Source organism: Bordetella ansorpii (genome assembly GCF_900078705.1).
Taxonomy (GTDB): Bacteria; Pseudomonadota; Gammaproteobacteria; order Burkholderiales; family Burkholderiaceae_B; genus Bordetella; species Bordetella ansorpii_A.
Map to the genome: position 1 here is coordinate 883,091 of NZ_FKIF01000006.1, position 19,988 is coordinate 903,078.

Annotated in this window: 21 protein-coding genes; 15 read left to right on the forward strand and 6 right to left on the reverse strand. The window is 66.3% G+C overall.

From position 1 onward, the window contains the following. Positions 1-3: 3 nt before the first annotated feature. Positions 4-774, reverse strand: a complete 771-nt coding sequence (locus tag A6745_RS14395; protein WP_016452526.1) for an SDR family NAD(P)-dependent oxidoreductase — start codon at positions 772-774, stop codon at positions 4-6. Between the two features lie 286 nt (positions 775-1,060). Here A6745_RS14395 and A6745_RS14400 point away from each other — a divergent pair, with 286 nt between their 5' ends. From A6745_RS14400 to A6745_RS14470, 15 genes are all read left to right on the forward strand, one after another. Continuing rightward, positions 1,061-2,092, forward strand: coding sequence for a helix-turn-helix domain-containing protein (locus tag A6745_RS14400; RefSeq protein WP_017405984.1), 1,032 nt, complete (start codon positions 1,061-1,063; stop codon positions 2,090-2,092). Between the two features lie 147 nt (positions 2,093-2,239). Then, positions 2,240-3,385 (forward strand): acyl-CoA dehydrogenase family protein, encoded by a 1,146-nt coding sequence (locus tag A6745_RS14405; RefSeq protein WP_016452528.1) that lies wholly within the window; start codon positions 2,240-2,242, stop codon positions 3,383-3,385. An 11-nt stretch (positions 3,386-3,396) separates the two neighbouring features. After that, positions 3,397-4,449, forward strand: a complete 1,053-nt coding sequence (locus tag A6745_RS14410; RefSeq protein WP_066128915.1) for a CaiB/BaiF CoA transferase family protein — start codon at positions 3,397-3,399, stop codon at positions 4,447-4,449. 11 nt (positions 4,450-4,460) lie between these two features. After that, complete coding sequence (locus A6745_RS14415; RefSeq protein WP_016452530.1) at positions 4,461-6,128, forward strand: long-chain fatty acid--CoA ligase; 1,668 nt, start codon at positions 4,461-4,463, stop codon at positions 6,126-6,128. A gap of 43 nt (positions 6,129-6,171) precedes the next feature. Next, entirely contained in the window at positions 6,172-7,353 is a 1,182-nt protein-coding gene (locus A6745_RS14420; protein ID WP_016452531.1) for a thiolase family protein, read from the forward strand. Between the two features lie 11 nt (positions 7,354-7,364). Then, a complete protein-coding gene (locus A6745_RS14425) occupies positions 7,365-8,150 on the forward strand; it encodes an enoyl-CoA hydratase/isomerase family protein (protein WP_223275149.1) in 786 nt (261 codons plus the stop codon). A gap of 29 nt (positions 8,151-8,179) precedes the next feature. Continuing rightward, entirely contained in the window at positions 8,180-8,962 is a 783-nt protein-coding gene (locus A6745_RS14430) for an SDR family NAD(P)-dependent oxidoreductase (protein ID WP_016452533.1), read from the forward strand. Between the two features lie 147 nt (positions 8,963-9,109). Next, the gene (locus A6745_RS14435) at positions 9,110-9,841 is read left to right on the forward strand and encodes a glutathione binding-like protein (RefSeq protein ID WP_016452534.1); all 732 of its coding nucleotides are present in this window, start codon (positions 9,110-9,112) and stop codon (positions 9,839-9,841) included. After that, positions 9,838-10,446, forward strand: coding sequence for a 2-hydroxychromene-2-carboxylate isomerase (locus tag A6745_RS14440; protein WP_016452535.1), 609 nt, complete (start codon positions 9,838-9,840; stop codon positions 10,444-10,446). Before A6745_RS14435 ends, A6745_RS14440 begins: the two co-directional genes overlap by 4 nt. Positions 10,447-10,525: 79 nt before the next feature. Beyond that, positions 10,526-11,692, forward strand: a complete 1,167-nt coding sequence (locus A6745_RS14445; protein ID WP_223275148.1) for an ABC transporter substrate-binding protein — start codon at positions 10,526-10,528, stop codon at positions 11,690-11,692. A 16-nt stretch (positions 11,693-11,708) separates the two neighbouring features. Beyond that, positions 11,709-12,476: an ABC transporter ATP-binding protein gene (locus A6745_RS14450; protein ID WP_016452537.1), complete on the forward strand. Its 768-nt coding sequence runs from the start codon at positions 11,709-11,711 to the stop codon at positions 12,474-12,476. Then, complete coding sequence (locus A6745_RS14455; protein WP_016452538.1) at positions 12,473-13,189, forward strand: ABC transporter ATP-binding protein; 717 nt, start codon at positions 12,473-12,475, stop codon at positions 13,187-13,189. Before A6745_RS14450 ends, A6745_RS14455 begins: the two co-directional genes overlap by 4 nt. A gap of 19 nt (positions 13,190-13,208) precedes the next feature. Then, positions 13,209-14,081, forward strand: coding sequence for a branched-chain amino acid ABC transporter permease (locus A6745_RS14460; RefSeq protein WP_016452539.1), 873 nt, complete (start codon positions 13,209-13,211; stop codon positions 14,079-14,081). A gap of 11 nt (positions 14,082-14,092) precedes the next feature. Beyond that, positions 14,093-15,088, forward strand: a complete 996-nt coding sequence (locus A6745_RS14465) for a branched-chain amino acid ABC transporter permease (protein ID WP_197488159.1) — start codon at positions 14,093-14,095, stop codon at positions 15,086-15,088. Beyond that, positions 15,089-15,403, forward strand: coding sequence for a beta-ketoacyl-[acyl-carrier-protein] synthase family protein (locus A6745_RS14470; RefSeq protein WP_227458987.1), 315 nt, complete (start codon positions 15,089-15,091; stop codon positions 15,401-15,403). It begins immediately after the preceding gene. On the opposite strand, the gene A6745_RS14475 is transcribed toward A6745_RS14470, so the two are convergent. The 5 genes from A6745_RS14475 to parA all read right to left on the reverse strand — a co-directional run bounded on the left by A6745_RS14475 (position 15,396) and on the right by parA (position 19,818). Beyond that, positions 15,396-17,378 (reverse strand): relaxase/mobilization nuclease domain-containing protein, encoded by a 1,983-nt coding sequence (locus A6745_RS14475; RefSeq protein ID WP_016452542.1) that lies wholly within the window; start codon positions 17,376-17,378, stop codon positions 15,396-15,398. The genes A6745_RS14470 and A6745_RS14475 overlap by 8 nt on opposite strands. A 436-nt stretch (positions 17,379-17,814) precedes the next feature. Beyond that, positions 17,815-18,402, reverse strand: a complete 588-nt coding sequence (locus A6745_RS14480; RefSeq protein ID WP_016452543.1) for a S26 family signal peptidase — start codon at positions 18,400-18,402, stop codon at positions 17,815-17,817. Further along, positions 18,399-18,923: a DUF2840 domain-containing protein gene (locus tag A6745_RS14485; protein ID WP_016452544.1), complete on the reverse strand. Its 525-nt coding sequence runs from the start codon at positions 18,921-18,923 to the stop codon at positions 18,399-18,401. The genes A6745_RS14480 and A6745_RS14485 overlap by 4 nt, the downstream gene beginning before the upstream one ends. Next, complete coding sequence (locus A6745_RS14490; RefSeq protein WP_016452545.1) at positions 18,920-19,183, reverse strand: hypothetical protein; 264 nt, start codon at positions 19,181-19,183, stop codon at positions 18,920-18,922. The genes A6745_RS14485 and A6745_RS14490 overlap by 4 nt, the downstream gene beginning before the upstream one ends. After that, positions 19,180-19,818 (reverse strand): ParA family partition ATPase, encoded by a 639-nt coding sequence (gene parA, locus A6745_RS14495; RefSeq protein ID WP_016452546.1) that lies wholly within the window; start codon positions 19,816-19,818, stop codon positions 19,180-19,182. The genes A6745_RS14490 and parA overlap by 4 nt, the downstream gene beginning before the upstream one ends. Between the last annotated feature and the right edge of the window lie 170 nt (positions 19,819-19,988).

Sequence of the window (19,988 nt, forward strand, 5' to 3'; positions counted from 1 at the left end):
CACTCAAAGCGACGAGCACAGATGCCCGCCATCCACTGGCACGCAGGCGCCGGTCATCCACGACCCGGCCTCGGTCGCGAACAGCAGGAACAGACCGTTGAGCTCCTCCGGCTTACCCAGGCGGCGCATCGGGATGCGCTTGATAAGCGCCTTGCCATGGTCGGTATCCCACATGGCATCGGTCATCTCGGTGTCGATGTAGCCCGGCTCGATGGCATTGACGCGAATGCCGTGGCGCGCCCATTCGAGCGCCAGGCTCTTGGTCATGTGCACGACTGCAGCCTTGGACGTGGCATACAGCATGGCGCCCGGCATCACGCGTTCGCCCAGGATCGATGCGATGTTGATGACTGAGCCTCCCCGCCCCGCATCCACCCAGCGCTGCGCGGCACGCGCGGCCACCAGCCACACGCCGCGCACGTTGGTCTCCATCAGCGAGTCGAAGTCGGACACAGGCAGCGTGAGCGACAAGGCGTCGTTGGAAGCCCCGGCGTTGTTAACCACCACGTCGAGGATGGTGCCCGAGGCGTCTATCTCGGCGAAGGCGTCGTCGATGGACTGCTCGGAAGCCACATCCATTTCCAGCACCGTGACCTGAGGCGAACCGAGCTTTTCGAGTTCCTGGGCGAGTTTGTCGAGCCGCGCCTTGCGCCGCGCCCCAATCACTACCTTGGCCTTGCAACCAGCAGCCAGCCGAGCGAAGTTCTCGCCCAGGCCCGACGAGGCCCCCGTGACCAGCACCCGCTTGCCTGCCAGCATTGCACCCAGATCCATCATCGTCTCCTTGCATCTTCAGTTCGCCGTCGATGCCGGGAGGTTAGCGCAGGGCCGCTCGGCTGCGGGGTTGCCTCGCTCCCCCATCCGTCGAAAGAGGTGCCTTGTCAGTTGATCGAGACCATCCGTCATTGCCGCGCCAAGCACCGCTGCCTACGATTGCCTGTATGCCTTGGGTACCCTGAGCGCCGCACGAAAGCACGCCACGGTGTCGACGCTCCGGTCCCGATGGGCTGCGGCGTCTGGGGGCAGATTCAGGAGACGACAAGTGCTGCAACAGTCACCCATGGAATGGTCCATCGACCATGCGCCCATCGAGGGCAGGATAGATGCGACGGAAGCGATCCTCAAGGACTCCTTCCAGCGCTGGAGTCTTTCCTCCCCGGCGAAGCCTGCTGCATTCCAGGCGAAGTTGCGGCGACACGAACTCGCCGGAGCCTCCTTGGTATGCACCGTGACCGGTGCTTGCGTCGAGCAGTCTCCTCCTGGACATTCGTCATTCGACGATGAGTTCTGCCTGGGGCTGCAGCTGAACCTGAGCGGCCGAGTACAGTTGCAGCAGTGGGACACGCCAATCTGCGAGGGCGACATGTTCCTCTGGCGTACCGATCAGCGGCAAGACTATGAGGTGCTGGAACGAACCCACAGCGTGTCGTTGATGATTCCCTGGCAGCTCATGCGCGAGCATCTACCGGGCCGCAAGCAGCCGCCCGCAGCCTGCCGCATTGACAGTCACACAGGCGTGGGCTCACTGCTCAGCCAACACCTGATGGGGTTGGCAAAGGAGATCGGCGCCGTGCCGCCCTCCGCCCACGTCGCCCTTTGCCGCACGGTGATCGGGCTTCTGGACATTGCGCTGCCAGAGCCGGAGAGCGCCACTCGATTCACGGCCATGGCCGCGTTGCGCGAACGAGTACTTGCCTACATCGCCCAGCATTTTCAAGAGGATGACCTGAGTCCGGCACGCATCGCCGCGGCGCACGGTATTTCACTGCGTTACCTTCATGCGCTGTTTGCGCAGGGCGATACCACGGTGGTCGGCCACATCCTGGAAAGCCGATTGCAAGCGTGCTGGCGGACACTCGTTGACCCGGTCTGCCGGCATCTGCAGGTCTCGGCGATCGCCTTTCACTGGGGCTTCAACTCCACCAGCCATTTCTGCCGCGCATTCAAACAACGCTTTGGAGTGTCGCCCAGCGATGCACGCGGCATGACTGCTCACGGCTCCGCCATCGGCCCGGTCGAGTCAGCCGGGCTTTCCCTTGCACACGCAAAGTCAACTTGCCATGCACTGGCGGGCAAGACGCGCACGGGCTGAATGCCGACCATATGCCCTGGACAGACTGAGAACGCAGAGATTCGACGCTTCGCCCGCCCCGTTGTGGGTATGCGGGCATGACCCGGGGCCGCATCGCTGGCCAAGTTTTCAAACCTTCATCGTACAAACCTTCTGAGGAGCGCTCCCATGCTGCCGCAATTGCACCGTCAACCCTGGATGGACAGCGACATCGAGACCTTTCGCGACCAGGTGCGCCGCTACATCGCCGCCGAGATGGCTCCGCACCTGCCCGCTTGGCGCGAACAGGGCTACGTCCCGCGCGAGACCTGGCGGCCCTTCGGCGAGATGGGGTTCATGCTGCCCGAAATGCCCGAAGCCTACGGCGGCACCGGGGCCAGCATTGCCTACCAGCTGGTGGTACAGGATGAGTTGACCAGAGCGGAAATGCCCAACAACGTCCAGGTGAACAGCATCGCTGCGCACTACATCATGGACTACGGCACCGAGGAGCAGAAGCAGCGCTGGCTGCCCAAGCTGAGCAGCGGCGAGATGCTGCTCGGCATTGCGATGACCGAACCCGGCTGCGGGACGGACCTCAAGGCCATCGCCACCCGCGCGCGCCGTGATGGCGACCACTACGTGATCGACGGTGCCAAGACCTTCATCACCAACGGCTACACCTGCAATCTGCTGATTGTGGTCGCACGCACCGGCGAGGCGGGCAGCCGAGGCCTTTCGCTGATCGTGGTGGAGACCGAGAACCTGCCAGGGTTCCGCGTGGGCCGCCTGCTCGACAAGATCGGCCTGCATGCGTCGGACACCGCCGAACTCTTCTTCGACGGGGTGCGCGTGCCGGTCGATCAAGTCCTGGGGGGCGTCGAAGGGCTTGGTTTCAAGCAGTTGATGGGCCAGTTGCCCTACGAACGCATGACCATCGCCGTGCCTGCGGCGGCCATCATCGACCGGGCCCTGGAACTCACCGTCGAATACACGAAGGAGCGCAAGATTTTCGGCGCACCGCTGTTCGAGATGCAGACCACGCGCCACAAGCTGGCCGAGATCGCCACCACCGCTCACGTGGTGCGCACCTTCGTCAACGACTGCATCCAGCGGCTGCTGGACGGAAAGCTCGACGCCGAAGCCGCGTACATGGCCAAGTGGTGGTGCAGCGAGCAGCAGTGCCGCGTGGTGGACGAGTGCCTGCAGATGTTCGGCGGCTACGGCTACATGTACGAATACCCGATCGCGCGCATGTACACCACCTCGCGCGTGCAGAAGATCTACGGCGGCGCGAACGAGGTCATGAAAGAACTGATTGCGAGGAAGCTGTGAACGCCTCGCACATGCTGCAAAAGCCACTGCACGGCGTCCGTGTGGTGGAGTTCGAAGGGATCGGGCCGGGCCCGCTGGCCGCCATGATGCTGACCGACATGGGTGCCGAGGTGATTGCGCTGACACGGGCCGAGCAGGCCGCCGGGGCGCAGCCGCTGGGCGGGGCGGCGGCCAACCCGCTGCACCGGGGCAAGACGGTCGAGATCACCGACCTGAAGTCGCCCGGCGGCAAGGCGCGCGCCCTGGATCTGATCGGCCAGTCCGACGTTCTGATCGAAGGCTTTCGCCCCGGCGTGATGGAACGGCTGGGGTTCGGCCCCGCCGAATGCGCGGCGCGCAACCCCAAGCTGGTCTATGGCCGGATGACGGGCTGGGGCCAGGACGGCCCGCTCTCCCGGGCCGCTGGCCACGACCTGAACTACGTGGCGCTGACGGGCCTGCTGTCGCTGTCGGCCCGCAAGGGGCAGATGCCCATCGTGCCGCCCTCGGTGCTCGGGGACGCGGCCGGGGCGCTGGGCATGGCCTTCGGTGTCGCCTGCGCGCTGGTCGATGCGCGCGGTAACGGTAGGGGCAGTGGCCGCGGCCGGGTCGTGGATGCCGCCATCATCGACATCGTGGCCATGATGGGCACGCTGGTGCATTGGATTCGCGCCAATGGGCAGATCGACGGCACGAAGCCGAGCCCGTTTCACGATTCGCCGTTCTATGACGTGTACGCCTGTGCCGACGGCGGCTTCATCAGCCTCGCGGTGGTGGAGCCCGCGTTCCACGCACTGCTGCTGTCGAAGCTGGGCCTGACGGACGTGAACCCTGCCGACCAGTACGACACGACGACGTGGCCAGCGCTGAAGGAGCGCATTGCGGCCCTCATCCGCAGCCAACCCAGGGCGCACTGGTGCGCGTTGCTCGAAGGCAGCGACGCCTGCTTCGCGCCCGTGCTCAGCCTGGCCGAGGCGGCGCGGCATCCGCACAACGCGGCACGGGGTATCTACCAGACCACCCCCTCCGGCGCCATCGAGGCGGCCCCGGCCCCACGGTTCCAGGCACTCAACGCAACCACATAGGAGACCAGAGAATGACCAACACCACCAAGATCGTGCGCGGCTGCCCGTCTACCTCGGGCAACGACCGCCAGCTCAACACCACGACGCTCATCCGGCACGCCGCGCGCACCCACGGAGACCAGGAGATCGTCTACCGCACGCCCGATGGCGGCTGGGACCGCTACACCTATGCCGACTGCTACGCGCGCGTCTGCCGCAGCGCCAATGCGCTGCGCGCGCTCGGTGTCGAACCTGGCGACCGGGTCGGCATCCTGGACTGGAACAGCCGACGCCATTTCGAGCTGTACTGGTCCATCCCTGGCCTGGGCGCGGTCATGCTGCAGATGAACCTGCGCCTGGGCGCCGAAGACCTGGGCTACGTGGTCGGCCACAGCCAAGTGTCCTACGTATGCGTGGACGAATCATTGCTGCCCATCGCCGAATCCGTCGCGGCGAATTCGCCCCAGATCAAGGGCTGGATCGTCATGACCGACAAGCCGCTGGACCAGATTAAGACCACGCTGAAACCGCTGCTGCACTACGAAGACCTGCTGGCCGCCGCCGACCCCAAGATCGACTGGCCCGAGATCGACGAAACCTCGGCCTACAGCGCCTGCTACACCACCGGCACCACGGGCAAGCCCAAGGGCGTGTACTACTCGCACCGCTGCATCTACCTGCACTCCACGGGCATGGCCACCAATCTGGGCATGACGCTGAGCGACTGCGTGATGCTCATCACGCCCATGTTCCACGGGCAATGCTGGGGCCTGCCGCAGGCCGCCACGCTGCTGGGCGACAAGATCGTGCTGCCGGGCCGCTATGTCGCCGAGGACACCAAGCCCCTGGTTGACGCCATGATCGCCGAGGGCGTGACGGTCGCCAACGGCGCACCGGCCATCTTTCAGCCCATGCTGCAGTACATCGAAACGATGCCGGTCAAGCCGGACTTCAGCAGCATGCGCATGCTGTCCGGCGCCTCCGAGCCGCCGCTGTCGATGATGATCGGTTTCTACAAACTCACCGGTGCCGAGGTGGTCCACGGCTACGGTGCCACCGAAGCCACGACGCTGGTGACCATGAACCGCCTCAAGTCCACGCTCAAGAAGCGCCTGACCGAGGAAGAGCGCTGGAACCTCAAGCGCAAGCAGGGTCTGGTGCTGACCGGGGTGGACATCCGCATCCTCGATGCCGATGACAAGGACTTGCCGCATGACGGAAAGTCGGCGGGCGAGATTTGCGTGCGCGGCCCCTGGATCACGGCCAGCTACCACGACATGCCCGATTCCGCAGACCGCTTCCTGGAGGGTGGCTGGTGGCGCTCGGGCGATGTCGGCACGGTGGACGAGAACGGCTACCTCAAGGTCACCGACCGCATCAAGGACGTGATCAAGAGCGGCGGCGAATGGATTTCTTCCATCGACATGGAAAACCTGCTCATGGGCCACCCCGCCGTGCGCGACGCCGCCGTGGTCGGCGTTCCGCATCCGAAGTGGCAGGAGCGGCCGCTGGCCCTGGTGGTGCTCAAGCCCGGCCAGCAGGCGACCCAGGAACAACTGAAGGAGCACCTGGGCAGCGCCTTCGCCAAGTGGCAGTGGCCGGATCAGGTTCTGTTCGTCGAGGCCATCCCCAAGACCAGCGTCGGCAAGCTCGACAAGAAGCGCATACGCGTCGAGCAGGCAGACCGCTATTCCGCCTGACACCCGCTTTGCATGACCCCCAGTTTCTTACCAGGAGAACCACATGAATGACCATGAACCCGTGATCGTCGGCGCGCTGCGCACCCCCGTGGGCAAGCGCGGCGGGCGCCTGCAAAAATGGCACCCCGTCGATCTGATGGCCGAGACGCTGCGCCAGCTGGTCGAACAGTCCGGCGTCAACCCCTCCGATCTGGACGACGTGATCGTCGGCTGTGTGCTGCAGTGGGACCAGCAGCATGGCAACCTGGCCCGCCATGCCGTGCTGGCGGCGGGGCTGCCCGAATCCGTCCCGGCTGTGACGGTGGACCGGCAATGCGGCTCCGGCCAGCAGGCGGTGAGTTTTGCCGTGCATGGCATCCAGGCGGGGGCCTACCAGCTGGCCATCGGCGGGGGGGTGGAGTCGATGTCGCAGGCGCCGCTGCCGCCGTCGTTCAAGCCCGGCGCGCCGCTGGGCGCGCAATACAGCCCGCGCGAACTGGCGCGCTACCAGGACAACCCGCTGATACCGCAAGGCGTTTCGTCGGAGTTGCTGAACTCGCGCTTCGGCCTGACCCGTGAAGTCCTGGATGCATCCGCCGTGCGCAGCCACAAGCGCGCCGCCGAGGCGATTCAGGCCGGTCGCATCAAGGATCAACTGGTGCATCTGACCGAGGACCCGGCCGACCCGAACAGCCCCGTCGTCGCCGCCGACGAGGGCGTGCGCGCCAACCCCGACCCCGAGAAGCTGGCCACGCTGAAAGCCGTGTTTGCCGCCAACGGCACCACCACCGCCGGCAACTCGTCGCAGATCAGCGACGGCGCCGCCGCACTGCTGATCGCCAGCCGTGCCTATGCCAAAAAGCATGGCCTCAAGCCGCGTGCGCGCTTCGTCAGCACCGCCGTGGCCGCCGCCGACCCGGTGATCCAGTTCACCGCCGTGCTCGACTCCACCCGCAAGGCATTGAAGGAATCGGGCCTGACCATCAACGACATCGACCTGTTCGAAGTCAACGAGGCTTTCGGCGGCGTGCCGCTGATGTTCCAGCAGGAATTCGGCATCCCGGACGACCGCCTGAATGTCAACGGCGGCTCGATGGCCATTGGCCATCCGCTGGGTTCCACCGGCGCGCGCATGCTCACCGACCTGCTGTACGAACTGGAGCGCCGGGGCGGCCGCTATGGCCTGCAAACCATCTGCGAGGCTTCGGGCACGGCCAACACCACCATCATCGAGCGGCTTGCATGAGCGGGGCCACCATGAGCGAAGCCAGTGAAGTGCTCGTCAGCCGTGACGGCGCCGTCGTCACCCTGACCATCAACCGCCCGCGTGCGAAGAACAGCCTGAACCGCGCGGTGTTCGATGGCCTGTCCGCACAGCTTGCGCAACTGCGCGACGACGATGTCGTGCGGGTCGTCGTCATCACCGGCGCCGAGGGCGTGTTTTGCGCGGGCGCCGACATCACGGCCTTTGAAGTGCTGCGCGCCGCGCCGCTGCTGGGCGACCGCTCGGCGACCGGCTGGGACTTCTTTGCGGCGCTGGGGCGCTTCCCCAAGCCCGTCATCGCGGCGGTGGAAAAGGTCGCGCTGGGCGGCGGCACGGAACTGGCGCTGGCCTGCGACATCGTGATCGCGGGCGAGTCCGCCAAGTTCGGCGTGCCGGAAGTCAAGCTGGGCGCCATCCCCGGTGCGGGCGGCACCCAGCGCTTGATTCATGCCATCGGCAAGTCCAAAGCCATGGCGCTGTTGCTGACCGGCGATTTCATGGATGCCCGCAAGGCTTGCGACGTCGGCATCGTCGCCGAAGTGACGGCGGACGGCCAGGCCCTGCCGACGGCGTTGGCGATGGCCAGCCGGATTGCGGCCAATTCGCCGCTGGCCGTGGCGCTGGCCAAGGATGCGGCCCTGGCCAGCTTTGAAACCCCGCTCGCGCAGGGCCTGGAGCATGAGAAGCGCAATTTCGTTGTCGCTTTGCGTTCGGCCGACAACCTGGAAGGGCAAGCGGCATTCCTGGGCAAGCGCACCCCCAAATTCACCGGCCAATAACGCCTGTCTGTCATCTTCAAGGAAAAACCATGCAACTCAATTCCGGCATTTCTGCCGTCATCACCGGGGGGGCTTCCGGCCTGGGGGCCGCCACGGCCCGGCGTTTGGCCAGCCATGGCGTCAAGGTCGCCATCTTCGACATGAACGAAGCCGTCGGCCAGGCGTTGGCCAGCGAGCTTGGCGGCGTTTACTGCAACGTGGACGTAACGTCCGAGGAGCAGGTGGACGCAGCCTTCGCCAAGGCCCGCGCCGCGATCGGGCAGGAACGCGTTTTGGTCAACTGCGCCGGCACGGCCGACGCCGTCAAGACTGTCAGCCGCGATCGGAAAACGGGTGAGATCCGCCCGAGTGCGGTGGATCGCTTCAACCGCATCGTGCAGATCAACCTGGTGGGCACGTTCCGCTGCATTGCCAAATCGACGGCGGGCATGCTGGCGCTGGAACCGCTGGCCGACGGCGACCGCGGCGTCGTGGTCAACACCGCTTCGGCCGCTGCGGTGGACGGCCAGGTCGGCCAGGCCAGCTATGCCGCCAGCAAGGCCGCCGTCATGGGCATGACCTTGCCGATCGCACGCGACCTGATGGACGAAGGCGTTCGCGTCAACACCATCCTGCCGGGGATCTTCGGCACCCCCTTGCTGCTGGCCCTGCCGGACAACGTCAAGCAAGCGCTGGCGGCCAGCGTGCCCTTTCCCAAGCGTTTGGGCGACCCCGATGAATTCGCGCAGGCCGTCGAGTTTCTGGTCACTTGCGGCTACATGAACGCCGAGTCCATCCGCGTGGATGGGGCCCTCCGCATGGCGCCGCGCTGACGCCTTGAACCCTCGAAGAGCTGCGCATGATGTCGTCAACCCGAGAAAGCCGCGCGACGGGAGCCTGGAATGTCAGGGGGCCGGCCACGGGTGACTGCAAGTCATGGCGTGATGTCGATCCGCAGCTCGCCAGGAGCGTCATTCGCCATGATTGACCTGCATTACGCACCGACACCCAACGGCTGGAAGATCTCCATCCTGCTTGAGGAACTCGGACTTCCCTATACGGTGACTCCGGTCAACATCCGCGCTGGCGAGCAATTCAAGCCGGAATTTCTGGCGATCAGCCCGAACAACCGCATTCCGGCCATAGTGGACCATGCGCCGCTCGACGGCGGCGGCCCGCTTTCGGTGTTCGAGACCGGCGCCATCCTGGTCTATCTGGCCCAGAAAACCAACCGCTTCCTGCCCACGGATCTGCGCGGCTTCACCCAAACCATGCAATGGGTGATGTGGCAGGTGAGCGGACTGGGGCCCATGCTCGGCCAGCATGGTCACTTTGCGCTGTATGCGCAGGAAAAGATCGCCTACGCGATCGAGCGTTACCGCGACGAAGCGGCGCGGCTGTATCGCGTGCTCGATACCCAGCTCGGCAAGACCGGCGCCTATGTCGCCGGCGCCGAGTACGGCATCGCCGACATCGCCTGCTTTCCCTGGGCCATGACCCACAAGGCGCAAGGCTTCACGCTCGACGATTTTCCCCACATCAAGCGCTGGTACGCCAGCGTGCGCGCCCGGCCGCAAGTGCAGGCGGGACTGGCGGTCGGCAAATTCGAGAAGGAGCCGCTGGACGACGAAGCAAGAAAGAACATGTTCGGCCAGAAGGCCAAGGAGATGGCACACCGCATGTCGCCCAACAACCAGCGAGAAACACCATGATCGAATTCTTCTTCGACTGCTCCAGCCCCTGGACCTATCTCGCCTTCCACAACATCCAGCCGCTCGCCGACGAACTGGGCGTCGAGGTCACATGGCGGCCCATCCTGGTCGGCGGCATCTTCAACACGATCAATCCGACCGTCTACGCCTCGCGCGAGACGCCGGTGCCGCAGAAGGCCCGCTACCTGAAAAAGGATCTGGCAGATTGGGCCCGCTCGACGGGGCTTGCGATCAAGATGCCGCCGACGGTGTTTCCCGTCAACAGCGTGAAGGCGATGCGCGGCTGCGTCTGGCTCGGCAACGACATGGTGCCGTTTGCCCGCGCCATATTTGAAGCCTATTGGGGCGAGGACCAGGACATCTCGCAGGATTCGGTGCTGACCCATGTGTGCCAGCGCATTGGCATCGATCCCGCCCCATTCTTTGCAGGCATCGGCGAGCAGGCGATCAAGGATCAGCTCAAGGCCAACACCGATGAGGTGGTCGCGCGCGGCGGCTTTGGCTCGCCGACCATCTTTGTGGACAAGACCGACATGTATTTCGGCAACGACCGCATGCCGCTGATCCGCGAAGCCGTGCTGCGCCTGCAAGGGAAGACGGCCTGATACCGCAAGCAGGGTTCACCCATCCATTCATCTCACCACCACCACAGGAGACATCATGCAAAAAAGACAATTCATCACCATGCTTTCCGGCGCCATGCTGACCGGCGTTTCTGGCCTGGTCCGCGCGCAGGGCGCAGGCACCCCGGGCGTGACGGATCGCGAGATCAAGATCGGCTCGACCGGGCCGCTCAGCGGCCCGGCCGCAGGCTATGGCGTCGTCGGCAAGACCATGTCTGCATGGTTTGACCTGGTCAACGCCGAGGGCGGCGTGAATGGGCGCCAGCTCAAGCTGGTGCTGGCCGACGATGGCTACAGCCCGCCGAAAACCCTGGAGCAATCGCGCCGCCTGGTGGAGCGCGATCAGGTGGCTTTTCTCGCGGCGCAGATAGGCTCGTCCACTGGGCTGGCGTCGCGCAGCTATCTCAACAACGCCAAAGTACCGCAACTCTTCGTTTCGTCCGGCTCTGCCACGTGGCTGGATGATGCGGCTAAGTTCCCCTGGAGCATGGGCTGGCTGCCCCTGTACACCGACGAAGGGCGCATCCTGGCCAGGCACATCCTGCAGACGCGGCCCAACGCGAAGATCGCCATGTTCTACCAGAACGACGACGCCGGCAAGGATGTGCTGCGTGGCGTGAAGGAGGTTCTGGCTGCCGCCGGGAAGAAGCTCATCAGCGAAGAGTCGCATGAAGTGTCGGATCCGACGGTGGACTCGCAGATCGTCTCCATGCATGCCTCGGGCGCGGACGTGCTGGTGGCGTGGGGTTCGCCCAAAGCCACCCTCCAGTCGCTGCGCAAGACCCACGACATCGGCTGGCGCCCGGCCATCTACATCAACCCGAGCGCATCTTCGGTGCCCGCGGTGCTGACTCCGGTGGGGCTGGACAAGGTCAAGGGCATCATGAGCGCCGCGTTCCTCAAGGATCCGAGCGATCCGACCTGGAAGGACGACCCTGGTGTCCTGGCCTGGCATGCCTTCATGGACAAATACAACAAAGGCGCGGCCAAGGAGTACCTCACCGTGCTCGGTGCCTGCCTTGGGCAAGTGACAGTGCAGTTGCTCAAGCAGTGCGGCAACGACCTCTCGCGCGAGAACATCATGCGGCAGTCGCGCCGCCTGGACATGGATTTGCCCATGATGCTGCCGGGCCTGCGTGTCAAGACCAGCGACGCCCGCCCTCACCCGATACCGGACATGCGCATCCAGCAGTTCGACGGCACGAGCTGGAAGGTGATGCCGTCCTGACGGGGCGAGCGCAGCGATGGAACCCATTCTTTCCGTACGCGACCTGACGATCCGCTTCGGCGGTGTCGTCGCGCTGGACGCCTTCTCGATGGACGTGCCCGAGGGCTGCATCTTCGGCCTGATCGGGCCGAACGGCGCTGGCAAGACGACCTGCTTCAACTGCATCAGCGGCCTGTACCGGCCCACCCACGGCAGCGTGCGCTTCGGCCAGGCCGAGTTGACGCGCCTGCCGCGCCACGGCGTGGCACGGCTGGGTCTGAGCCGCACCTTCCAGAACGTGGCGCTCTACCCCTCGCTCACGGTGCGCGAAAACGTGATGGTGGGTGCGCACGCGCGGCTGCCGGTGTCGATGCTGGGTGCCGCGCTGCGCTCGCGCGCCGTCCGTGCCGCCGAGGAAGAAATCGCGCACTCGGCTGACGCGGCCCTGGCCACGCTGCGGCTGTCCGACTATGCCGACCGGGGCGTGGCGGAACTGCCGGTGGGCATCCAGCACCGCGTGGAAATCGCGCGGGCGCTGGTGACGCGGCCCAAGCTGCTGCTGCTTGACGAACCCGCCGCTGGCCTCACCGCTGGCGAGGTCGATGAACTGCGCGACGTGCTGCTGCGCCTGCACGAGGAATTGAAGCTGACCATGGTGATCGTGGAGCACAACATGCGCTTCGTGATGAAGACCTGCTCCGACCTCGCGGTACTGAGCTTTGGCCGCAAGCTCGCCCAGGGCTCGCCCGAGGAAGTGGCCAACAACGACGCCGTGCTCGATGCCTATCTGGGAGGTGTGCTGTGACCCAACGGCTTGAAATCCGCAACCTCGCGGTGGCCTACGGCCGAACGGCGGTGGTGCATGGCATCGACCTGCACGTGCAGGCCGGCGAGATGGTGGCGCTGCTCGGCGCCAACGGCGCGGGAAAGACCTCCATCCTGCGCGCCATCAGCCACCAGCAGGTGACTGCCAAGGGCACGCTGCGCTTCGAGGGCCAGGACATCATCGACATGGCCGCGCCCGCCATCGCCTCGCTGGGCATCGCCCACGTGCCCGAAGGGCGCGGCACCTTTGGCGACCTGACGGTGCTGGAAAACCTGCGCGTGGGCGCCATCCACCGCCGCGACAAGGACGGCATCGAGCAGGACATCGCCCGGATGCAGACGCTGTTTCCCAAGCTGTCCAGCCGCGCGAAGCAGGCGGCGGGCACGCTCAGCGGCGGCGAGCAGCAGATGCTGGCCATCGCGCGCGCGCTGATGACGCGCCCCAAGATGCTGCTGCTGGACGAGCCTTCGTTCGGCATCGCGCCGCGCGTGACGCAGGAGATCTACGAACTCCTGCACCAGTTGCGCGAAACCGAGCACCTCACGGCGCTCATCGTGGAGCAGAACGCCCAGGTCGCGCTGAACCTAGTCAACCGGGCCTATGTGCTCGAAAGCGGGCGCGTCACTGCCCAGGGCACCGCAGCCGAGCTGCGCGAAGACGACGCCGTGCGCCGCAGCTACCTCGGCCACTGATCAAAAAAGGTTCATCACCATGCAAGCATTCCTTCACCAGATAGCTTCGGGCCTGGCGGCGGGCGGCATCTATGCCAGCCTCGCCATCGCGCTTGTGCTCATCTATCGCTGCACTTCGTCCGTCAACTTCGCGCAGGGCGAACTGGCGATGTTCTCCACCTATATGAGCTGGGCGTTGGTTCAGGCGGGCGCATCATGGTGGGTGGCCTTCGCCGTCGTGGTCGTGGGTTCCTTCCTGCTCGGGCTGGCGCTGGAACGGGTCATCTTCCAGCCCCTGCGGCACAAGCCGGTGCTCTCGGTCGTGGCGGCCAGCATCGCGCTGCTCATCATCTTGAACAGCCTGGTCGGCTGGCTGTTCGGGCATGAGATGCTGGAGTTCGCCACGCCGTTCGGTGGCGTCCTCAGCCGTGCCGAACCCTATCTGTCGGCCCACGAGGTCGGCGTTCTGCTCGTCACCCTGGCCGAACTGGCGGCGGTATTCGCGTTCTTCCGCTTCACCCGGTTCGGCCTGGCGATGCGTGCGGTGGCGGTGAACGCGCCGTCGGCGGAACTGTCGGGCATCAGCACCAACAAGGTGCTGGCCGTGGGCTGGGGTCTTGCAGCGGTGGCCGGTGCCGTGGCGGGGCTGATGGCCGCGCCCATCGTGTTCCTGGAGCCGTCGATGATGATGGGGCCGCTGATCTACGCACTGGCGGGCGCGCTGCTGGGCGGCATCGCCAGCCCTGTGGGCGCCGTGGCCGGGGGCTTCGCCGTCGGGGTACTGGAGAACCTGCTGGGCGCCTACGTGGTCGGCAACGACCTGAAACTGACCTGCATCATGCTGTTGATCATCGCGATGCTGGTCTTGCGGCCCGCCGGTATCTTCGGCAAGACGGCCCAGGTGAGGGTGTGAGCATGAGTACCATGAACGCCCCACTCAACATCCGCCCGGCGGCATCGCCCACCTGGTTGCGCTGGACGGCCTCGGTGGTCGGGCTCGCGCTGCTGGCCTGGTCCTTTAGTTGGCAAAGTTATCCGTTGTACGTGATGACGCAGGTGCTGATCTATGGCATCGCCATCATGGGCCTGAACCTGCTCACCGGCTACACGGGCCAGATCTCGCTCGGCCACAGCGCCTTCTTCGCCATCGGTGCCTATACTGCGGCGGTGCTCTCGCATCACCTGGGCTGGCCATTCTACGTGGGCGTGCCGGTGGCGGCGCTGTTGTGCTTCGTGGCGGGTTTCCTCTTCGGCTTCCCGGCGCTGCGGCTGCCCATGCTTTATCTGGCGCTGTCCACCTTCGCGGTGGCGGTGGTGACACCGCAGGCGCTCAAGTGGAAAAAGATCGAGTGGCTGACCGGCGGCGTGGCGGGGATCGTCCTGGAAAAACCTGTGTTCCCAGGAGTGCTGGCCGACCGGGCGGACTGGGCCATCATGGCCTGCGTTGCGGCCTGCGCGCTCTGCGCCTTCCTGCTGGCGCGGCGGATTCTCGGCTCGCAGTTCGGCCGCCTGGTGGACGCCTCGCGCGACCAGCCGCTCGCGGCGGCGGCGGGCGGGCTCGACATCACCGCCCTGCGCACGCAGATGTTCGGCCTCAGCGCGGCGTTCACCGGCCTGGCCGGTGCCCTGAGCGTGGTGGCGGGCCAGTTCGTCGCGCCCGAGAACTTTCCCTTCCTGCTCTCGGTGTCCCTGCTGGTGGGCAGCTTCGTGGGCGGGGTGCGCAGCCTGTGGGGCGCCTTCCTGGGGGCTGCCTTCATCGTGCTCACGCCCAACTTGGCCGAGAGCGTGTCGCAATCCGCGCCGTGGATGATCTTCGGCTTCGCACTGCTCGCGGTGGTCTTCCTGGCCCCCAATGGCTTGAGCGGCTGGATCACCAGCCTCCGGCGCAGGCGTGCAAATTCCTCATCCGCCCAGTCTTAGATGCTTTCCATGCAGCCCGTCTTCGTCGCTGGCACGGGCATGACCCGTTCCGGCAAGCACATTGACTGCGGTCTCAAATCGCTCACCGCCGAGGCGATTGGCGAAGCCATTGCCGATGCAGGCATCACCCCGTCCCAACTGCAGGCGCCCCACATGCGCAACGCCGCTGCTGGTGTCATGGCCGACCAGGTGCTGATCCCCGGAAAGGTGGCGTTGCGCGGCATGGGCATCAGGCGCATTCCGGTCGTCAACATCGAGAACGCTTGTAGACGCATCCTTGCAGTGGGTGCTCGATATGCTGCTGGCTTCAGATAACAGATAAGCCCTGTTGCCGTCGGATTTGCCAGGATACGCGGCCGTCATGTACCTGCGCAGAAATCGGCATACCGAGTCGTTGTTCGATGACAGGCCTCCATGGCACCAGGCTGAACCCCATGCCGTCATCGAGCATGGCGTAGCGCCCGCTGGCCAGCATGACGCTGCGGCGGTAGATGCCCGCCACGCGCTGGCCATCGGCCACGGGCCGATGCTCCAGGCCAGTTTCGGCGGCCAAGTCCTTCGCGGCATGCGCTACATCCCGGCTGCGCAGCGTTGCCAGCAGATTGCGCGCCAGGATGACGCGTTGGCCGCGCCGCTCGGCCAGCCCCTGTTCGGCCAGGAAGTCGGTGCGCTGTTGCATTGCCTGCTTGGCCTCACCGCCAAAGCCCAGGTCGCCCAGGCCAGAGCCGCCGCCGATCAACTGCTGGTCAAGCCAGGTGGCCCCGATCACGCGGGCCTGCCGCTCGATGGGCAGGTGCGATTTCAGCTCCACGGCCACGCCGCCCAGGCGCTGCGCGTCGTAGCGACGGCCCTGATCGGGCAGGTCGCCCGGCACCTTCCATAGCCCTTCGGCCACGCGCTCCACGATGCCTGCCCGGCGCAGGGCTTCCAAGCGCCGGACGTGGGCCGCGACGACTTCCTGCGGATCGCGGCCCGGCACGGCCTGGCCCTGCGCGATAGCAAGGTGGTGGTCGGTGCGGTACAGACCATCGCTCGCCAGCACGGCGATGTTCTTGTCGGCCGCGCGCACGTCGGCCGATCCCTTCACCTCCACCACGGCGCCGGTGGGATAGTTCGCCAGCTCGTCGCGGGTGTTGAGCGCGACGTAGTGGGCCTTGCCGTCCACCCCGTCGATGACCAGATAGCCACGGTCGCGCAGCTCGTCGGCCAGCCCCTTCGCGGCTACGCGGCCGAGAATGGTTCGGCCATCGTCGCCCGGCTCGAACACCGCCAGTTCGCGCGGCTCGCCGCGCATGGCACGCTGCATGGTGCGGATGATGTCGCCACGCTCGCCCAGGGCGCGCAGGGTCTTCTCGGCATCGGCATGGACGGCCCAGGTGCCCGGCTGCGTCTCGTCGGCCAGCCCCAGGCGCTGCAAGCGTTGCAGGCGGCCGATCAGCAGCAGGCGTTGGCGTTGCAGCTTCGGTTCGTTGAAGCGTTCGATCTGCACCCGGCCGTCTTCGCCGGCCTCGCGTTTCAGCGTGCGATCCAGGCTCGTCCACCGCTCCTGCTCCACCTCGCGTTGCAAGGTCTGCTGGATCTCCAGTTCGGTGCGCGGCCCCAGCCATTCGGTCGCCAGCTCGGATGCGCGATGCCGAAAGCCATCGGCGATGTAGTCACCCGCGATGATGAGGTCTTTGCTGGTATCGTCGCGCCCGCGCACGATCAGGTGGGCGTGGGGGTTGTCGGTGTTCCAGTGATCAACGGCCACCCATTCCAGCCGTGTGCCCAGGTCAGCTTCCATGCGGTTCATCAGATGCCGTGTATAGGTGCGCAGGTCTTCCAGCTCCGCGCCGTCCTCGGGCGAGACGATGAAGCGGAAGTGATGCCGGTCGTCGGCGCAGCGTTCCTTGAAGGCGTCGAGGTCGGCGGTATCGGTCTGCGGCCCGTAGGCTTGGCCTGGCTCGCCGTCGCGGCCCACGCCGTCGCGCTCGATGTAGCGTAGGTGCTTGGCGAGCGATTGCGGGCTGGCCCGCTGCTGGTTCACCAGTAGGGTCTTGATGGTCACGCGCCGCGACATGGGTGTCAGCTTCGCGCCCGCAAACCGCGCCGCCGTATGGCCGCGCCCCAGGCGTGAGCCGGGCCGCTGGCCGGTGGCCTTGCCGCCGACGGCCGATGCCGGACGGCGCACCGAGGACTTGCCGCCACTGGCCTTGCCGGCCTGCTGGAGCACCTTGGAAACGAAGCCCTGGCCGCGGTTTTTTGGCGCGCTGGGGCGGATGTGGAAATCGTCGTCGCGGCGGTTGATCATGACTTCTCTCCCTGAAAGCTGGGGCGTAGTCCGTCGTGCGAAGCACGCGAACAAGCCCATATCGACGCGGGCCACGCGCCACAAGCAGCACGGCGGCGAAGCCGCTGCGTGCCGCGCCACCCCCACGTGCAGACTGGCTTTGCGGGCCGACAGGTGCCGCCCCCTTTTGTCTTGCCTTCCGCATTTGCCTCCCGCATCCGCTCCAGGCAACTGCGGCCCGGCGGCAAGGCTGCACCGGCAGCCAGCGCACCGGCGAACACGGCGATGGCCGCAGGCCATCCGTGTTCGAGACAAGACGCCTGCACGTGGGACGGCTGCGCCGGAGGCAGCGTGAAGTGCGGCGCGGATGCGCTCGCACTGCATGTGCGACGACACACGGAACGCCGCCGGAACGACACGCCCGATAGCACGATGATGCACAGCGAATCAGCGGCCATCATGGGCGCGACTCCAGCCAAACCGGGCGCGCAACGCCAACCACGGCGGCTGCGCTGACCGGCCCGAAATACCGGCTGTCGAAAGACGCCGGATTGGTCGCGCTGAGCAGGAACAGCTCGCCAGGCTGAAGGCGACGGCACTGCTGCCAGGATGGCAGCGGCCGGCCCCAGCGATCGGCAGGCAACACGGCGGCTGAAGGCACGCCGTCGATGCGGACTTTGCCGTCAGCGATACACACCTCTTGCGGCGCCATCGCGCCCACGCGCTTGAGCAACGGGATGCGCGTCGGTAGGTAGCCGCGCTGCGCAGCCAGCGCGGCGGCCTCGGCGGGCAGCGGCACCAACACGATGCTACCCACGGACAACGGACGTGGCGGCGAGCTGGTGCGATGGTCGAGCGGATCGACGCGATACCATCCGACCGCCACGCTGTCGGATGGGTTGTAGGTCAGGCGCGGCAGCGGATGCACGAAGGACGCCCAGGCAAGCGCAGCGAGGCCGCAGGTGGACAGGCCCGCCAGCATGAGGCGAGCGCGCAGGCGCGAGCGTGGATGCGTGACAGCAGTGGGAACAGAAATCGTGCTCATGACAGCGCCCTCACGGCCAGCCAGGCGGCGTGCCGCTCGGCGCTGTATTCGGGCAGCGGCAAGCGCGCCGCGAGCCGGTTGCCCAGCGTGCGCCAGTACGCGGGCGAGGCGGTAGCAGGCGTGATGCCCAGCGCTTCGATGCCGTCGATGCGTTCCAGCACGGCACGCACCGATTGCTCACCCTCGGCGTGCAGCAACAGGCGCGCGCCCGGCTGCACGCCGGGGATGCGCTGCGCGCCATCCATCGGCATGCACGCCTGCATCACCATGAGCTGCCAGCGGATCGTGCCGTAGTCGTTGGCCTGCCAGCGGATGCGGCAGAGAACCGCGTTCGGCGTGAACACCGCGCAGCGACGCCAGCGGTCGAATCGGATGATGCGCGAGGGATCGCCGAAGCGCAGATAGAGGTCGAAGCGTTGGTCGATGTAGGCGAGCGCAACGCGCGTCAGCGGCACGCCATCGGCTCGGCCGACTGGCGGGGCAGATGACGTCGGCAATGCTGTCGAAACGGGTGTGATCATGGAGACTTCTCCGGGAATTCCCGCTTCAGCAGCGCGCGCAACAGATCAGCCACCGTCACGCCTTGCGTGAAGGCCGATACCTTGATGCGCGCCCGCATGGCGGGCGTGATGTCGAGGGTCAGGCGGGCCGTGTAGAGGTCGCCTTTCTGGAGGTCATCGGCGCTGCCCTGGCGAATCCACGCCTCGGCGTGCGGATTCGCGGGCGGGCGCGCGCCGATGCCCACGCGCTTGCCCGTGCGTTTGCTGGCGGGACTGCTCATGACGGCCACCGCAGCAGTTCGTCCACCAGCGCGGTGATTTCGCTGGCGGCGGCGCTGTCGGGCGCCGTCTCGCGCGCCAGTCGGCCAGCGGCCACGCTGTCGGCGAACACGATGCGTTGATGCACTTCCGCGCGCAGCGCGGGCAGCGGCTGCTCGGCCAGCGCTCCGCGTGCTTCGCGTCCGATCACCGTGGTGCTGACGCGCCGGTTGATGACAAACGCCGCGCGCAGCGCAGGCCGAAACACCTGCGCCTCGCGGATCAGCGCCACCATCTCGGCACTGGCCCACAGGTCGTAGGGACTGGGCTGCACGGGAATCAGCACCCGCTCGGCCGCCAGCAGCGCGGAGCGCGCCAGCGCCGCGATGCGTGGTGGCCCGTCGATGACGACGTGATCGGCCCGCCTGGCGAGTTCTGGCGCTTCCTGGTGCAGGGTTTCGCGAGCAAGGCCCACAGCGCTGAACAGCCTTGGCAAGCCTTGCTGGCTGCGGCGCTGCGTCCAGTCCAGCGCGGAGCCCTGCGGATCGGCATCCAGCAGGACGACGTGCTGGCCGCGCATCGCCAGCTCGCCGGCGATGTGCGTTGCGAGCGTGGTCTTGCCCACGCCGCCTTTCTGGTTGAGCAGCGCGACGATCATGGCCTGGCCCTCCGCGTTGGAAAGCCCGGCTGTTGCCGCTGCGCTTCGCGTCCTGTGGCGGTTGTCCACCGAGACGCGGCGCTGCTACTACCAGTTAGAGTATTTAAGTTAGGGAAGTTAAGGGAGACCGAAACCCGCGCCAGCATTGGCTTTGCGGCCGATGGACACGC

Excerpts from the sequence above, each read along its gene's own strand:
- A6745_RS14405 (WP_016452528.1), top strand. The coding sequence starts at position 2,240 with ATGCTGCCGCAATTGCACCGTCAACCCTGGATGGACAGCGACATCGAG.
- A6745_RS14410 (WP_066128915.1), top strand. The coding sequence starts at position 3,397 with ATGCTGCAAAAGCCACTGCACGGCGTCCGTGTGGTGGAGTTCGAAGGG.
- A6745_RS14445 (WP_223275148.1), top strand. The coding sequence starts at position 10,526 with ATGCTTTCCGGCGCCATGCTGACCGGCGTTTCTGGCCTGGTCCGCGCG.
- A6745_RS14415 (WP_016452530.1), top strand. The coding sequence starts at position 4,461 with ATGACCAACACCACCAAGATCGTGCGCGGCTGCCCGTCTACCTCGGGC.
- A6745_RS14490 (WP_016452545.1), bottom strand. The coding sequence starts at position 19,183 with ATGAGCAGTCCCGCCAGCAAACGCACGGGCAAGCGCGTGGGCATCGGC.
- A6745_RS14395 (WP_016452526.1), bottom strand. The coding sequence starts at position 774 with ATGGATCTGGGTGCAATGCTGGCAGGCAAGCGGGTGCTGGTCACGGGG.
- A6745_RS14440 (WP_016452535.1), top strand. The coding sequence starts at position 9,838 with ATGATCGAATTCTTCTTCGACTGCTCCAGCCCCTGGACCTATCTCGCC.
- A6745_RS14435 (WP_016452534.1), top strand. The coding sequence starts at position 9,110 with ATGATTGACCTGCATTACGCACCGACACCCAACGGCTGGAAGATCTCC.
- A6745_RS14400 (WP_017405984.1), top strand. The coding sequence starts at position 1,061 with ATGGAATGGTCCATCGACCATGCGCCCATCGAGGGCAGGATAGATGCG.
- A6745_RS14485 (WP_016452544.1), bottom strand. The coding sequence starts at position 18,923 with ATGATCACACCCGTTTCGACAGCATTGCCGACGTCATCTGCCCCGCCA.
- A6745_RS14460 (WP_016452539.1), top strand. The coding sequence starts at position 13,209 with ATGCAAGCATTCCTTCACCAGATAGCTTCGGGCCTGGCGGCGGGCGGC.
- parA (WP_016452546.1), bottom strand. The coding sequence starts at position 19,818 with ATGATCGTCGCGCTGCTCAACCAGAAAGGCGGCGTGGGCAAGACCACG.
- A6745_RS14475 (WP_016452542.1), bottom strand. The coding sequence starts at position 17,378 with ATGATCAACCGCCGCGACGACGATTTCCACATCCGCCCCAGCGCGCCA.
- A6745_RS14465 (WP_197488159.1), top strand. The coding sequence starts at position 14,093 with ATGAACGCCCCACTCAACATCCGCCCGGCGGCATCGCCCACCTGGTTG.
- A6745_RS14430 (WP_016452533.1), top strand. The coding sequence starts at position 8,180 with ATGCAACTCAATTCCGGCATTTCTGCCGTCATCACCGGGGGGGCTTCC.
- A6745_RS14480 (WP_016452543.1), bottom strand. The coding sequence starts at position 18,402 with ATGAGCACGATTTCTGTTCCCACTGCTGTCACGCATCCACGCTCGCGC.
- A6745_RS14420 (WP_016452531.1), top strand. The coding sequence starts at position 6,172 with ATGAATGACCATGAACCCGTGATCGTCGGCGCGCTGCGCACCCCCGTG.
- A6745_RS14470 (WP_227458987.1), top strand. The coding sequence starts at position 15,089 with ATGCTTTCCATGCAGCCCGTCTTCGTCGCTGGCACGGGCATGACCCGT.
- A6745_RS14450 (WP_016452537.1), top strand. The coding sequence starts at position 11,709 with ATGGAACCCATTCTTTCCGTACGCGACCTGACGATCCGCTTCGGCGGT.
- A6745_RS14425 (WP_223275149.1), top strand. The coding sequence starts at position 7,365 with ATGAGCGAAGCCAGTGAAGTGCTCGTCAGCCGTGACGGCGCCGTCGTC.